This window comes from Mucilaginibacter sp. P19, assembly GCF_050632265.1.
GTDB lineage: Bacteria > Bacteroidota > Bacteroidia > Sphingobacteriales > Sphingobacteriaceae > Mucilaginibacter > Mucilaginibacter gossypii.
Map to the genome: position 1 here is coordinate 2,212,664 of NZ_CP192586.1, position 13,332 is coordinate 2,225,995.

Annotated in this window: 16 protein-coding genes; 9 read left to right on the top strand and 7 right to left on the bottom strand. The window is 41.8% G+C overall.

Annotated features, from left to right (window positions below):
- Nucleotides 1–429: 429 nt before the first annotated feature.
- Nucleotides 430–963 (top strand): DUF4142 domain-containing protein, encoded by a 534-nt coding sequence (locus ACQ86K_RS10490; RefSeq protein ID WP_091168061.1) that lies wholly within the window; start codon nt 430–432, stop codon nt 961–963.
- Here ACQ86K_RS10490 and ACQ86K_RS10495 read toward each other — a convergent pair.
- The 3 genes from ACQ86K_RS10495 to ACQ86K_RS10505 form a co-directional block, all read right to left on the bottom strand.
- A complete protein-coding gene (locus ACQ86K_RS10495) occupies nt 955–1,149 on the bottom strand; it encodes a hypothetical protein (protein ID WP_431200311.1) in 195 nt (64 codons plus the stop codon). The two genes, ACQ86K_RS10490 and ACQ86K_RS10495, sit on opposite strands and share 9 nt — an antisense overlap.
- Nucleotides 1,133–2,158, bottom strand: coding sequence for a DUF763 domain-containing protein (locus ACQ86K_RS10500; RefSeq protein ID WP_431200312.1), 1,026 nt, complete (start codon nt 2,156–2,158; stop codon nt 1,133–1,135). Before ACQ86K_RS10500 ends, ACQ86K_RS10495 begins: the two co-directional genes overlap by 17 nt.
- 176 nt (nt 2,159–2,334) lie before the next feature.
- Nucleotides 2,335–4,266, bottom strand: coding sequence for an AMP-dependent synthetase/ligase (locus tag ACQ86K_RS10505; protein ID WP_431200313.1), 1,932 nt, complete (start codon nt 4,264–4,266; stop codon nt 2,335–2,337).
- A gap of 143 nt (nt 4,267–4,409) precedes the next feature.
- Between ACQ86K_RS10505 and ACQ86K_RS10510 the strand changes: the two genes are divergently transcribed.
- The 3 genes from ACQ86K_RS10510 (at nt 4,410) to ACQ86K_RS10520 (ending at nt 6,106) form a co-directional block, all read left to right on the top strand.
- Complete coding sequence (locus ACQ86K_RS10510) at nt 4,410–4,682, top strand: NAD-dependent epimerase/dehydratase family protein (RefSeq protein WP_431200314.1); 273 nt, start codon at nt 4,410–4,412, stop codon at nt 4,680–4,682.
- A gap of 8 nt (nt 4,683–4,690) precedes the next feature.
- Nucleotides 4,691–5,005, top strand: a complete 315-nt coding sequence (locus ACQ86K_RS10515; protein ID WP_431200833.1) for a hypothetical protein — start codon at nt 4,691–4,693, stop codon at nt 5,003–5,005.
- Nucleotides 5,006–5,275: 270 nt separating this feature from the next.
- Nucleotides 5,276–6,106, top strand: coding sequence for a nuclear transport factor 2 family protein (locus tag ACQ86K_RS10520; protein ID WP_091168050.1), 831 nt, complete (start codon nt 5,276–5,278; stop codon nt 6,104–6,106).
- 122 nt (nt 6,107–6,228) lie between these two features.
- On the opposite strand, the gene ACQ86K_RS10525 is transcribed toward ACQ86K_RS10520, so the two are convergent.
- The 3 genes from ACQ86K_RS10525 to ACQ86K_RS10535 form a co-directional block, all read right to left on the bottom strand.
- The gene (locus ACQ86K_RS10525; protein WP_091168048.1) at nt 6,229–6,555 is read right to left on the bottom strand and encodes a HesB/IscA family protein; all 327 of its coding nucleotides are present in this window, start codon (nt 6,553–6,555) and stop codon (nt 6,229–6,231) included.
- Between the two features lie 131 nt (nt 6,556–6,686).
- A complete protein-coding gene (iscU, locus tag ACQ86K_RS10530) occupies nt 6,687–7,100 on the bottom strand; it encodes a Fe-S cluster assembly scaffold IscU (protein ID WP_076378185.1) in 414 nt (137 codons plus the stop codon).
- Nucleotides 7,101–7,220: 120 nt separating this feature from the next.
- On the bottom strand, nt 7,221–8,432 hold the full coding sequence (locus ACQ86K_RS10535) for an IscS subfamily cysteine desulfurase (RefSeq protein ID WP_091168046.1): 1,212 nt from the start codon (nt 8,430–8,432) through the stop codon (nt 7,221–7,223).
- 110 nt (nt 8,433–8,542) lie between these two features.
- Here ACQ86K_RS10535 and mce point away from each other — a divergent pair, with 110 nt between their 5' ends.
- Entirely contained in the window at nt 8,543–8,941 is a 399-nt protein-coding gene (gene mce, locus ACQ86K_RS10540; protein ID WP_091168044.1) for a methylmalonyl-CoA epimerase, read from the top strand.
- Nucleotides 8,942–8,954: 13 nt separating this feature from the next.
- Here the strand turns inward: mce and ACQ86K_RS10545 are convergent, their stop codons facing one another.
- On the bottom strand, nt 8,955–10,064 hold the full coding sequence (locus ACQ86K_RS10545; protein WP_091168042.1) for an NHL repeat-containing protein: 1,110 nt from the start codon (nt 10,062–10,064) through the stop codon (nt 8,955–8,957).
- A gap of 241 nt (nt 10,065–10,305) precedes the next feature.
- Between ACQ86K_RS10545 and ACQ86K_RS10550 the strand changes: the two genes are divergently transcribed.
- The 4 genes from ACQ86K_RS10550 to ACQ86K_RS10565 all read left to right on the top strand — a co-directional run bounded on the left by ACQ86K_RS10550 (nt 10,306) and on the right by ACQ86K_RS10565 (nt 13,288).
- The gene (locus tag ACQ86K_RS10550; RefSeq protein ID WP_090524811.1) at nt 10,306–10,554 is read left to right on the top strand and encodes a type B 50S ribosomal protein L31; all 249 of its coding nucleotides are present in this window, start codon (nt 10,306–10,308) and stop codon (nt 10,552–10,554) included.
- Nucleotides 10,555–10,618: 64 nt separating this feature from the next.
- Nucleotides 10,619–11,803: a GlmU family protein gene (locus ACQ86K_RS10555; RefSeq protein WP_431200315.1), complete on the top strand. Its 1,185-nt coding sequence runs from the start codon at nt 10,619–10,621 to the stop codon at nt 11,801–11,803.
- A gap of 116 nt (nt 11,804–11,919) precedes the next feature.
- Entirely contained in the window at nt 11,920–12,684 is a 765-nt protein-coding gene (gene tpiA, locus ACQ86K_RS10560; RefSeq protein WP_090524814.1) for a triose-phosphate isomerase, read from the top strand.
- Between the two features lie 133 nt (nt 12,685–12,817).
- A complete protein-coding gene (locus tag ACQ86K_RS10565; protein ID WP_091168035.1) occupies nt 12,818–13,288 on the top strand; it encodes a hypothetical protein in 471 nt (156 codons plus the stop codon).
- Nucleotides 13,289–13,332: the final 44 nt, after the last annotated feature.

Consider the following 13,332-nt stretch of genomic DNA (forward strand, 5'->3'; position numbering starts at 1 on the left):
GTTTAGTAGTTCATTTTAAATTGCCTCAACATTGATGCCCCTTGTTGGTTTGTAGTTAAATATTTACAAAGCGGCTTCTATTTTGTCAGGATTGTTAAGGGTTATAAAATTCAATTCCCTAATGCTGAGCTGATTATATTCATGGGCTAAAATAGTTGCATTTTAACATTTTTATAACCGCAGCTGTTAAGCGAATTAATTTAAATATAAAAAAGATTAACTATAAATACAAGTGTGTTTTTTATAAGCCATGTGTATGTTTAAACTGACAATCCGTTTCTTTTTGAGGCCGCCATCGGCTGTAAAATATTAATTTTAATACCTGCGAACAAGCTGTTTTAAACGATGGTTAGATGCTGAATTTAGATGGAATAAGGATAAAAAACCACAGCGACTTTTTTTGTTATATTGAAACACTAAACTATCAACATGAGCCGATTAACCAGCTTTTTATTATTCCTGTTCGCTTTAGTGATGGCACAATCATGCCAAAGTAATCGGCATGCCAATAATTATAACAAGGCCCTGGTTGATGATAACGGTTTATTGTTTATTAAAAGCGGGGAAGAATCAACTCTCGCCTCTGTAAAAGCATCTGGTTTGGCAATCGCCAATTCAAAAAATCAGCGCGTTATTCAGTTTGCCAAGCTCATGATTGATGACCATACCATGCTGGCAGATGATTTTAAAAAATTAAGGACCGATAATTTTATTGCCGATTCGGTTGTTATTAGCCCTATGCATCATCAAATTATTAATGATTTGGATACAAAACGCGCCAGCGCGTTTGACAAGGCCTATATCCAATTGGTTATAAACGATCATACTGAACAAATAGCTTTATACAAAACAGCAGGAAAAGACCGGAGAAATACAAGCCTTGCCGATTTTGCAAATAAAATGTTACCTGGTTTACAAGCTCATTTAGATACTGCAAAGCTGATTAGCAGTACATTAAAATAACTTTAATTGCTGCTCGACAGGTGGTTTGGCTTTGCCAAAAACGGTACGGCCCCCATATTTCCACGAGTCGTTGCGTTCCTTTTCAATAACTTTATCAAAGTTGGCATTGGGCGTGAAATCTTTTTCAGCCCTTTCGGCTATTTGGGAAAGGCGTTTGATAGCTTCATTTTTATCGCTGTTGCCCATTTTTGCTTTTTGAATAGCCGTTTGCAGGGTGCTTAAGGTTCTCGTCATAAACTTTGGTAGGCACCGGGAATGGGGCGCCATCTTTGCCGCCATGTGCAAAAGAAAACCTCGCCGGGTCTTTAAACCGGGATGGTGTGCCATGGATCACTTCACTTACCAGGGCCAGCGACTGTAAGGTGCGGGGCCCTAAGCCTTGCAGCAATAGCAGTTCTTCAAAATCTTTGGGTTGTTTTTCGTGTGCCAGCCAAAGTACGGCACCAAGGCGTTTTAGGTCGACATCTTTGGCATGTACTTCATGATGGCTGGGCATCACCAGTTTACTGATCTCGTTGAGCATGATGCCCGGGTTTTCGGCGGCAATCTGCATAACACCATTGCGCGAACCATCCGCTCCCTTATCTGTCATGTTAAGGATATAGCCGCTGTTTTTACCATAGATAAAAGTGTGCGGGTCGTTAACAAATGAGCTTAACTGTTCGGAATGCCAGTGGTATCTGCGGGCCGTACGGCTTACATCGCTCATGCCTTGCTGCACCACGGCCCATTTGCCGGTATCGCTTAAAATAAAATTATGCGTGTAAAGCTGGAAGCCATCTTGTATGGCGGTATTATCAACTTTGGCGCTCAGCTTGCTGCATTTTACCAGGTAATTTGCATCAAGTCCGGTGGTTTGGCCAACCTTGACCAGTTCGGCAGGTGTTTGAGTAGAATGTTTTCCTTTACCGCCGCAGATATAAATGCCCAATTCGCGGCTATGCGGGTTGATTGACCTTTTTAAAGCTCCCATTACAGAAGTGGTTATGCCCGAGGAATGCCAGTCCATCCCCATAACAGCTCCCAAACTCTGAAACCAGAAAGGATCGCTTAGCCGGCGAAGCACTTCATCTTTGCCATAGTCCATCACAATGGTTTCCACCACAGCAAGGCCAAGTTTAGCCATGCGCTCGGCAAGCCATTGCGGTACATAGCCATAATGTAAAGGTAAGTCAGCACTGCCTGATCGCTTCATGCTAACAAATTTAGTATTTTTTGGGGATTACACCGATTGTTTTTTTTGAGATTACACCGATTGTTTGATGAGTTTCGGATTGATAGATACAAAAATGCCGCAGATTTGAGTCTACGGCATTTAAGTTATTAATCAAAAATAATCTAATCAGATTTTCAAATCGGTGAAATCAAAAATTAATCGGTGTAATCCCCAAAACTAATCTTCCTCCGTCTCCCCAACATACAGTTCGTCAATATCGGCGGCGTATTTTTTTCGATGACCTTACGTTTGGCTTTCATCGTAGGGGTGATTTCGCCATCATCCATGCTGAAAGGGTTACGTTTTATCTTGAATGATTTGATGCGTTCAAACTTAGCCAGCTCATTGCTGTATTTCCTGATGTCGGCGCCTATCCAGTCAATTATTTCTTTATCATCAATGAATACTTCAGAACGTTCAAAGAAATCATTTTGAAGGTTGAAAGTTTCCTGCAGGGTCTCGCGTGCCGGCACAATAATGGCGGCAATGTATTCGCGTTTATCGCCCACTAAAAACACCTGTTCAATTTTAGGGCTTTTGAGGTAGGTGTTCTCTACCGGAGTAGGGTAGATATTTTTACCATAGGCATTCACCAGCATATTTTTGAGACGGTCAGTAATTTGAAGGTTACCGCGGAAAAACCTGCCGATATCGCCGGTATGGAACCAGCCGTGCGAATCAATAACGGTGGCGGTTTCTTCGGGCTTGTTCCAGTAGCCTTTCATTACGCAATGCCCGCGAACAATGATCTCGCCTTCTTCGGTAAGGGTATCTTCTTTAAAGTTATCATGAGTTTGGATGCTGTAGATATGTTTGGTATCCACATTCTGGATAGCCACTTCAATACCGGGAATAATACGACCAACGGTGCCATAAATTACCCTATGGCGCTCTGTAACCGCCATTACGGGGGATGTTTCGGTTAAGCCAAAACCTTCTAAGATTACAATGCCCAGGTCGCCAAAAAATTCACCGATGTTTTTAGGCAATGCTCCACCTCCTGAAACCATGAATTTCAGCCGTCCGCCGGTTTTTTCCTTGATCTTGCTGAATACCAGTTTCTCGGCAATGCCGTGTTGTGCCTTCAGGATTACGCCCGGTGACTTACCGGCCTCCTGTACCAGGCGTACTTTTTTACCGATCTCAAATGCCCAAAGAAAGATCTTAGTTTTAAAGCCGCCTGTCGATGTGCCGCTTTTGATCGCTTTGTCGTGGATACGTTCCAGTAACCGCGGCACGCAGCAAAGTATAGTAGGTTTAACCTCGCCCATGTTTTTGGCCAGCAGCTCCAAACTTTGGGCGAAAGCTATTTGTGATCCCCGGTAAATAGCTATATGGTAAATGGTGCGCTCAAATACATGCGATAGCGGCAGGAATGATAAAAATCTATCAGTTTTTTCAACAAACGGAATCTGAATTAAACTATTGATAGCGTTTTGCGTGAGGTTATGGTGAGTTAGTACCACGCCTTTAGGTACCCCTGTAGTCCCCGAAGTATAAATGAGGCATGAAGTATCAGTTGTTAAGATAGCTTCACGTGCGGCATTAATGGCATGGCGATATTGCTCCAGCAATTTGCTGCCTTCGGCAATTACCTGGTCAAAACCAATTACGCCTGCATTTAAGCTTACCTTATCGCTGAATTTTTCAAAATCATCAAACGCCGGGATCAGGCGGATTAATTCCGGACAGTTGTTTGCCACTTTTAAAACTTTCCTGAACAGGAAAGGGTTGCCACAGATGATAGTACGAGCCCCCGAATCATTTAGGATATATTCTATCTCGTTTTCGGTGAGGGTGGGGTATATAGAGGTGTTAACAGCACCAATCTGTTGCAGGGCCTGATCATAATAAACGTAATTGGGGCCATTTTCAATGATGAGCGAGAGCCTGTCGCCCTTCCTGATACCGATGTGCAGGAACCAGGCCGAAATCGCGTCTATTTTTTCTAAGGCTTCACCGTAGCTGATTTCTACCCAGGTATCTTTAACTTTATGGAGCAGGAAAGTATGATCTAAAGGATGAATTTTGGCAACGGTATTGCGAATGAAACTTGGAACAGTTGAAAGCTCGGTATTTTTACTCATTTATATAATCGGATATTGGAACAAATCTAAATCTATTTTTATAAAAACAAGCATTGATACGGGTATTTGACAACTGAACGTGTTTTACTTTGTGATGATGCTGATTTACGTTAAGCTTACTAACTTGGATAAAAACATATACTATGAAGATAATTATTATCGGTGCTTCGGGCACTATTGGCAAAAAAGTTACCGAAGCATTGCAAGGCAAAAACGAGATTATTACTGCAGGCTCAAAAAGTGGTGATTTTCAATTGGATATTACTTCACCCGAATCAATTGAAAGATTTTATGAAAAGGTTGGCCCGTTTGATGCGTTGGTGAGTACTACAGGATCGGGGCATTTTGGCCCACTGGCGAGTACAACCCCTGCCGATTTCAAAAAGGAATTGAAAGCAAGCTACTTGGGCAGATAAATCTTGTACTGATAGGCCAGCATTATATTAATCATAAGGGCTCATTTACGCTTACCTCAGGTATCCTATCGGAAGATCCGGTTGTAAACGGCGTGAATTTGGGTACCATTAACGGTGGGCTAAATTCCTTTGTAATAAGTGCGGCCATTGAATTACAAAATGGTGTGCGGATCAACGCGGTAAGTCCGGGTGTTGTTGAGGATTCACCTGGTTACTTTGAATACTTCCCCGGCCACGAGCCCGTTGCTATGGATAAGGTAGCCAACGCTTACGTTAAAAGCGTACTTGGGGCCATTACAGGACAGGTGATCAAGGTGTTTTGATAAAAACAAACTACATGTCATTGCGAGGAACGAAGCAATCGCACGGAAGTATAGCCACCCTATATAGCATGCGATTGCCAAGCTGCGCTCGCAATGACATTATTTTATTTTCCAAACTTTCCCTATCTTCACTGCATAATTACTATCTCTACATATAAAACAAGGGTCGCCTAAGGCCCCGGCCTGTTGATACAGGTTTGGTAACGCGCTGCTTTTTGCGGTAGTGTTTAGTATTGTCTAAAAATTTCAAATCAATTTTATTTAACGGTAATGAAAATTACTCAAGTATTTACTTTGGGCATTTGCTGCATTTTTACGTGCATTGCCCTGGATGCAAAATCTCATACCTGTATGGATACCATAACCAATAAACAAAAAGTGCTGTCCTTTTATAAACAAATAGTGGGGCAACGTAAAGCTGAGCTGATCCCAGAATTTATAGCCGAAGATTATAAACAACATAACCCTACCGTTAAGCAGGGGAGGGCAGGCATAACAGAAATGGTCAATTATCTGAAAACTTTACCACCACCGCCCGAAGATGCAAAGTCGCCAATTGTAAGAGCGATACAGGATGGCGACTTAGTAGTTACCCATCTTGATGTTTCATTTATGGGGAAGCGGATGGCTGTGATCGACCTTTTTAAGTTAAAGGACGGTATGTTAACAGAGCACTGGGATGCTATCCAGCCTTTGCCCGATGAAAGCGGGAAAACAGTCACTGCTACTAATGGAATAACTGAAATTGATCATAATGCCTCCACAGAAAGTAGCAGATCTGTTGTTGAGCAGTTTTATAAATCGGTTGTAAATAAACAATCTGATAATCTGTTTATTGATGCTGCTTACATTGAGCATGCTGCTTCTGTAATTGCATCAGGTTTGGGATTGGCTGATTATCTTGCTGAGCCTGATCGATCTGTTAAAATTCATAGGCTCATTGCTGAAGGGGATTTCGTGGTAACCCAATCGCAGTTTAACAGGAGCGGCAAAACGTTTGTGTTTTATGAGATATTCAGGGTGGCTAAGGGTAAAATTGCAGAACACTGGAGTGTGGAACAGGTTGTACCCGATGATGTTAAAGTAGAGGATATGTTTTAGTGAATTCAGCTGAAAGCTGGCTCATGTTAAAACACGGGCTGGAAGCCCGCGGCAGCTTTGCAGCTTTAGTAAAACAAAAAGAGGCGCTCATCGCGCCTCTTTTTATATTTTAAGGTTAATTTTTATACCGAAAAACTTTCGCCGCAACCGCAGGTACGGCTGGCGTTAGGGTTGTGAAAATTGAAGCCTTTACCGTTAAGACCGTCAGAAAAATCAAGTTCGGTACCGGCGAGGTACAGGAATGATTTCATATCAAGCGCCATGCGGATGCCCTGGTCTTCAAAAAACTGATCGCCTTTTTTCTCTTCGTTATCAAAATCAAGATTGTATGATAAGCCCGAGCAACCACCGCCCTGAACAGATACACGCAGAAAATACGAGGCATCAAGCCCTGCATCCTGCATCAGGTGTTCTATTTTGCTTTTTGCTTTATCAGTTACAGTTACCATTTTAAAAAGAATCAAGATTGTTAGAATCAAGAGCCAGGATTTTTCAGCCTTCTCTTACGTATCACACTAATTAAAATTTAAGATACAGGAAAAAGTCTTGTTTTCTTGACTCCTGCATCTTAAAGTCTTTTTTAGTGGTGTACTTTTTCGCTTTCAATTGGCGCTAAGCCGTTTTTTACGCGGAAATCATTGATCGCTGCTTTGATAGCGTCTTCAGCTAACACCGAGCAGTGGATTTTTACCGGTGGAAGGGCAAGCTCTTCAACGATATCCATGTTATCGATTTTCATAGCGTCATCAATGCTTTTACCTTTAAGCCACTCAGTAGCTAATGATGAAGAAGCGATTGCCGAACCGCAACCGAAAGTTTTAAATTTTGCATCGGTGATAACATTGTTATCATCAACCTGGATCTGCAGGCGCATTACGTCGCCGCACTCAGGTGCACCAACTAAACCGGTACCTACTTTGTGGCTGCTTTTATCCAAAGTGCCCACATTGCGGGGGTTAGTGTAGTGATCGATTACTTTATCTGAATATGCCATTGTCTTTTAGTTATTGAATTAGTGAGTTAGTGAATTATTGAATAATTTAAACTCGTAATATTTATTTTTTGTATCTGAAATGAAAAATCCGAAATCGAACCTCCCAAATCCGAAATTAAATTAATGTTCTGCCCACTCAATTGAGTTAAGGTCGATACCCTCTTTAAACATTTCCCAAAGTGGTGAAAGGTCGCGCAGGTGGGTAACCGCTTTTTTGGTTACTTCAATTGCGTAATCAACTTCCTCTTCGGTAGTGAAACGACCTAAGCCGAACCGGATAGAAGAGTGTGCCAGGTCATCAGACAGGCCTAAGCTTTTCAATACGTATGATGGCTCCAATGAAGCAGATGTACAAGCCGAACCTGATGATACAGCCAAATCTTTCATAGCCATCATCAAGCCTTCACCTTCAACATATTTAAATGAAATGTTGGCTACATGTGGTAAGCGGTGTTCAACGTTACCGTTTACATAGCTTTCTTCCAATACGGTTAAAGCCGATTGCAATTTATCGCGCAAAGCTGAAAGGCGTTTTGCTTCGCTTTCCATTTCCTGGCCGCAAAGTTCGCATGCTTTACCTAAGCCAACAATACCCGGTACGTTAAGGGTACCTGAACGCATACCGCGTTCGTGACCGCCACCGTCCATTTGGGCCGTAACTTTAACCCTTGGTCCTTTACGGCGTACATATAATGCACCAACACCTTTAGGGCCGTATATTTTGTGTGCTGATAAAGCCAAAAGATCAATACCATCAGCATTAACGTCAACAGGAATCTTACCTACAGCCTGTACAGCATCGGTCATAAATAATGCGCCGTGTTTGTGGGCAATAGCCGAAATTTCTTTAATTGGCTGAATAACACCAATTTCATTGTTGCCATACATAATCGATACCAGGATGGTTTCAGGCGTCATTGCCGCTTCTAAAGCTGCAAGATCAACCAAACCATCTTCTTTAACTGGCAAATAAGTTACTTTGCCGCCCAGTTTTTCAACGTGTTTGCAGGCATCAAGTACAGCTTTATGCTCTGTAACAGTAGTTATGATGTGGTTACCTTTATCTTTGTACATTTCAAACACCCCTTTAATAGCAAGGTTATCTGATTCTGTAGCACCAGAGGTAAAGATGATCTCTTTTTCAGATGCGCCTATCAATTTGGCTACCTGTTCGCGTGCGTAATCAACCGCCTCCTCTGCAACCCAGCCAAACGCATGGTTACGGCTTGCTGCATTACCAAATTTTTCATTAAAATATGGTAACATAGCCTCCAGTACCCTTGGGTCCATCGGTGTAGTTGCATTGTTATCTAAATAAATTGGGATATTCATAGTTCTTTTGAAATATATTAACAAAACAAAGATACGCAAGTTTTTATTGAAATTCAGCTAAAATCCTTCGCAAATAACCAAAGCTGACCAATAATTTACAATATTTGGACATGAACAAAGTGGAGCACATTGGGATAGCAGTTAACAGTGTTAAATTAGCAGGCGAGATTTACGCTAAACTGTTGAACACACCGGTATACAAAACCGAAACTGTTGAGAGCGAACATGTGATTACCGCCTTTCTGCAAAGCGGGCCGAACAAAATTGAACTGCTCGAGGCTCTTAATGATGATAGTGCCATTGCTAAGTTTATAGCCAGGAAAGGCCAGGGGATTCATCATATAGCTTTTGAGGTAGATGATATTGAAGCTGAAATGAAACGCCTTAAAAATGAGGGTTTTGTTTTGTTAAATGATAAGCCTAAGCAAGGCGCGGATAATAAACTGGTTTGCTTTGTGCACCCCAAAAGTACTAATGGGGTGTTGGTAGAGTTGTGCCAGGAAATTTAAACTTTAATCGATATTATTTTGCAGGTGGGATAATTTTCCTGATCCTGGCATTTTGTTCGTCGCCAACATATATGTTACCGCTGGCATCTACCGCTATGCCATGGGGATCGTTAAATTTGGCCTGTAAGTTTGCACCATCATAAAAGCCCCTTTCTTTTGTGCCTGCAAACGTAGTTACCTCGCCACTTGCTGCTATTTTTCTAATCAAGCTTAGGTTATCGGTTACATATATGTTTCCGTTTTTATCTACAGCTACACCCAGAGGCCCGTTGAAGGTTGCCGATGTTGAAGCACCGTTGTCAGATCCGGGTGCAAGCTTGCCGGTAACTGTTGTAACTACCGCGGCGGGGGTTATTTTCCTGATCATATTATTACTATAATCGGCTACATAAATATTATCTGCACCGTCAATAGCTAAGCCTTCCGGTAACCGAAAATTGGCTTCTGAACCTGTTCCGTCTGCAAAACCGGGACCCGAATGCACATTGCCTGCAAATGTTGTAACATCCTGTGATGGCGTAATTTTTCTGATAATGTTATGATTATCTGTTATATACAGGTTGTCGGCGTGGTCAATTGCTATTCCCGCCGGGCCATTAAAGGTTGCTAACGGGCCTTTTCCATCGTTAAAGCCTATTACTCCCGAACCAGCAAATGTACTCACAGTGCCGTCGGTTGCTATTTTTCTAATTACGTTGTTGCCAAAATCGGTAACATAAGTATTCCCTTTCGAGTCGAGCGCAATACCTATCGGATTATTAAATTTTGCCAATTTGGCGGGGCCGTTAACCAGTCCGTCCCCCGTCCCGCCCGCCAGCGTAGTTACAATGCCTTCGGACGTAATTTTGCGGATAGCATTGTTGCCCTGGTCGGTAACATACAGATTGCCGGCGGCGTCTACCGCTACACCATTAGGATTATTGAGTGCTGCATTTGCTCTTAGGCCATCAACATATCCATACGTGCCATTACCTGCCAGGGTATAAGTATGTCCCGGAAGATTTTCTAATTTGGGGTTGTCATCCGTGGCTGGGGCTGGTTTATCTTTACTGCAGCTAAATAATGCTACAGAAGTTGAAATTGCAATAAGTAATAAAGCGGGAACAAATCTTTTATTATTCATGTATGTGGATATGGTTCAAGTTTGATTATTACAACAACAAACAGTCGGTTTTATTGTAGCTATCGTTAAAAAGCTATCAAATAGTGCAGGGAGACTGTTTCCCTAAATATAAATTTAAAGTAAATTGATAGGCATCTTATCTGGTTGATTTTATTTTTAATTTGCTTTTCCAGTTTTCACTTTTATTATTACATTTGCACCTCTTTTAAGTAAAGTACAGAAGGTAAGTTTATATAATATAATGAAAAAAGATCTGCATCCATCAAACTATAGGTTAGTTGTATTTAAAGATATGTCAAACGACTACTCTTTTATCACTAAATCTTGCATCGATACCCGCGAAACCGTTAAATGGGAAGATGGTAACGAATATCCATTGGTTAAATTAGAGATTTCTCACACTTCCCACCCGTTCTACACCGGTAAAATGAAACTGGTTGATACTGCAGGTCGTATTGACAAATTCCGCTCACGTTACAACAAAAAGTAATTTTTGTTTAATTAATATTTACAAGTCCCGGCTTTGCAGTCGGGACTTTTTTTATTTTTGCGCCATGGCAATTATCCTTTTTGACGATAACGCACACCATACGCTGTTACCGCTTACCTATACCCGGCCGGTTGCCGATCTTCGTATCGGGATGCTTACCATTGCCGAAAAATGGGCCAGGCATTTAAAAAGCGCTTATTCTTTTCAAACGCTTGATTTCTTAAAGATTAAGTTCCCGGTAAATATTGAGGCTGATAACGTTTTTATCAATGGCGCTATATGTCCGGATGAAAACCTGGTTGAAGCAATTGATAAACTACAAACCGGGCAGGCGCTTAAATACAATGATCAGTTAATAGCCGTTAAACTTAATGCCCCGGATGCGGAAAGTTTTGACGCTAATGCTGATTTTGGCGATGTGATAAACTATTCTAACCTTTTTTTATCGATCAAATACCCTGAAGATATTTTCAGAAAGAATGACATTGAGCTTCGTAAAGATTTTCAACTGCTTACTAAAGGACGAACAAGCGCGGCTGTCAGTTCAACCAATGTTATTATAGGTGATGATTTTTTTGCTGAAGAAGGTGCTGTTGCCGAATGTTCGACATTTAATACGACTAACGGACCGATTTACCTTTCGGCTAATACCGAAATTTGGGAAGGTACCCATATCCGCGGGCCATTTGCTATTTGCGAACATTCGCAGGTGAAAATGGGGACTAAGATTTATGGTGCTACCACCGTTGGGCCGTATTGCCGGGTTGGGGGCGAAATAAATAATTCGGTAATTTGGGGATATTCCTCAAAAGGTCACGAAGGCTACCTTGGCAACTCGGTTTTAGGCGAATGGTGTAATATCGGTGCTGATACAAACAATTCAAACCTGAAGAATAACTACGCCGAAGTAAAACTTTGGGATTACAGTACACAACGTTTCCGTAAAACGGGCCTCCAATTCTGCGGCCTCATTATGGCCGATCATGCAAAAAGCGGGATCAATACCATGTTTAATACCGGTACAGTAGTAGGGGTAGGGGCCAATGTTTTTGGGGCAGGTTTTCCGCGTAACTTTGTGCCCGACTTTTCATGGGGAGGCGCGCAGGGCTTCGAAGTTTATTTGATCAATAAAATGTTTGAAACCGCTCAGAAAGTATTCGACCGCCGCGATCACCGTGATTTTGATGAAATCGAACAGAATTTATTAACAGCCATATTTGAACAGACGGAGAAGTATAGGCAGTTTTGATTTTTGTGAGTGGTTGATTAGGTGAGTGGGGTAATATCACCATTTAATTGAACTTTATGAACTACTCACCTAATCAACCCAATCAACCATTCACTAATAAATAAAATAATAAAATCATGAGAAAGAAAATCGTTGCCGGAAACTGGAAAATGAACCTTGATTATAATGAAGGTTTAGCTTTATTTTCAGAGATCATCAACATGGTAAAAGATGAGGCTACCGGCACGCAGGAAGCAGTGATCTGCAGTCCGTTCATCCACATTCATAGCCTGGTGCAATTGTCAAAGGGTTATAGCAAAATTGCTGTTGGTGCACAAAATGCCCACCAGGAAGAAAAAGGTGCTTACACAGGTGAGATCTCTGCTAAGATGATTAAATCTACCGGTGCCGCTTATGTGATCCTTGGTCACTCAGAACGCCGCCAGTATTTTGGCGAAACCAATGCTTTGCTTGCCAAAAAAACGGATACTGCTTTAAAAAATGATCTTCGCCCTATCTTCTGCATTGGCGAAACCTTGCAGGAGCGTGAAGCCAATACACATTTTGATGTGATCAAAACTCAGTTGGTAGATGGCATCTTTCACCTTGATGCTGAAGCTTTTGCTAAATTGGTTATTGCTTATGAGCCGGTTTGGGCTATTGGTACAGGTGTAACTGCTACATCGGCACAAGCACAGGAAATTCACGAATTTATCCGTAAAGAAATTGCCGCTAAGTATAGCCAGGAAGTTGCTGATGCTACTACCATTTTATACGGCGGTAGCTGCAACCCAACCAATGCTGCCGAACTGTTTGCTCAGCCTGATATTGATGGCGGCCTTATCGGCGGTGCTTCTTTGAAATCGCGCGATTTTACGGATATTGTTAAAACGTTTAATTAATATTAGATATGAGATTTTAGATATGAGATATGAGAAAATGCGCAAACATAATTTCAAACAGAAAAAGGGTTGCGCTGTTTATGAAAAATAAACTCTCAAATCTCATATCTCACGTCTCAAATCTAACAGAAGCATGAAGCTTTTAAAAGTTCTTTTACCCGTTTTGGTCGATTTTGGCGTGTTTTGGGCGGTTGTATACCTCAATATGCCCGATCACCCTATGCGCATTGGCGAAATTGGTAATGGTAACCTGTATAGCCTCATGGCCTACTTCAGCCTTTTTTGGACCTTATTGCTTGCAGATGGAGTCCTCACCCAGTACCTGATCATCATACCACTTTGGAATTGGGTTAAACATAAAGGAGCTTCGGCGCGCTTTATTGCCGGAAGCTGCATTGCCCTGGTTTGTATATTATTTGCCGGTGCCCTAAGCTATATTATATGGTTGCCCGAGGATGGATATAGCCCCCTGTTTAGTTTTTGGTGGTATATGACCGAAATACAAGCTGTTTACTGGATTGTTAACTTTGTTGTACTGTATTTGCTCGACAGGAAGAGGATAAGCGCAGATAGCGAGCCGGCTGAACCTGAAGCTGCCGCTTAAATTCTCTGCCGGCTGACCGGATTCCTGGTGAAGGTTAATGACGA

Bases quoted from the DNA above. Each gene is read 5' to 3' on its own strand.
- ACQ86K_RS10490 (WP_091168061.1), top strand. From the start codon at position 430: ATGAGCCGATTAACCAGCTTTTTATTATTCCTGTTCGCTTTAGTGATG.
- ACQ86K_RS10495 (WP_431200311.1), bottom strand. From the start codon at position 1,149: ATGGGCAACAGCGATAAAAATGAAGCTATCAAACGCCTTTCCCAAATA.
- ACQ86K_RS10500 (WP_431200312.1), bottom strand. From the start codon at position 2,158: ATGAAGCGATCAGGCAGTGCTGACTTACCTTTACATTATGGCTATGTA.
- ACQ86K_RS10505 (WP_431200313.1), bottom strand. From the start codon at position 4,266: ATGAGTAAAAATACCGAGCTTTCAACTGTTCCAAGTTTCATTCGCAAT.
- ACQ86K_RS10510 (WP_431200314.1), top strand. From the start codon at position 4,410: ATGAAGATAATTATTATCGGTGCTTCGGGCACTATTGGCAAAAAAGTT.
- ACQ86K_RS10520 (WP_091168050.1), top strand. From the start codon at position 5,276: ATGAAAATTACTCAAGTATTTACTTTGGGCATTTGCTGCATTTTTACG.
- ACQ86K_RS10525 (WP_091168048.1), bottom strand. From the start codon at position 6,555: ATGGTAACTGTAACTGATAAAGCAAAAAGCAAAATAGAACACCTGATG.
- iscU (WP_076378185.1), bottom strand. From the start codon at position 7,100: ATGGCATATTCAGATAAAGTAATCGATCACTACACTAACCCCCGCAAT.
- ACQ86K_RS10535 (WP_091168046.1), bottom strand. From the start codon at position 8,432: ATGAATATCCCAATTTATTTAGATAACAATGCAACTACACCGATGGAC.
- mce (WP_091168044.1), top strand. From the start codon at position 8,543: ATGAACAAAGTGGAGCACATTGGGATAGCAGTTAACAGTGTTAAATTA.
- ACQ86K_RS10545 (WP_091168042.1), bottom strand. From the start codon at position 10,064: ATGAATAATAAAAGATTTGTTCCCGCTTTATTACTTATTGCAATTTCA.
- ACQ86K_RS10550 (WP_090524811.1), top strand. From the start codon at position 10,306: ATGAAAAAAGATCTGCATCCATCAAACTATAGGTTAGTTGTATTTAAA.
- ACQ86K_RS10555 (WP_431200315.1), top strand. From the start codon at position 10,619: ATGGCAATTATCCTTTTTGACGATAACGCACACCATACGCTGTTACCG.
- tpiA (WP_090524814.1), top strand. From the start codon at position 11,920: ATGAGAAAGAAAATCGTTGCCGGAAACTGGAAAATGAACCTTGATTAT.
- ACQ86K_RS10565 (WP_091168035.1), top strand. From the start codon at position 12,818: ATGAAGCTTTTAAAAGTTCTTTTACCCGTTTTGGTCGATTTTGGCGTG.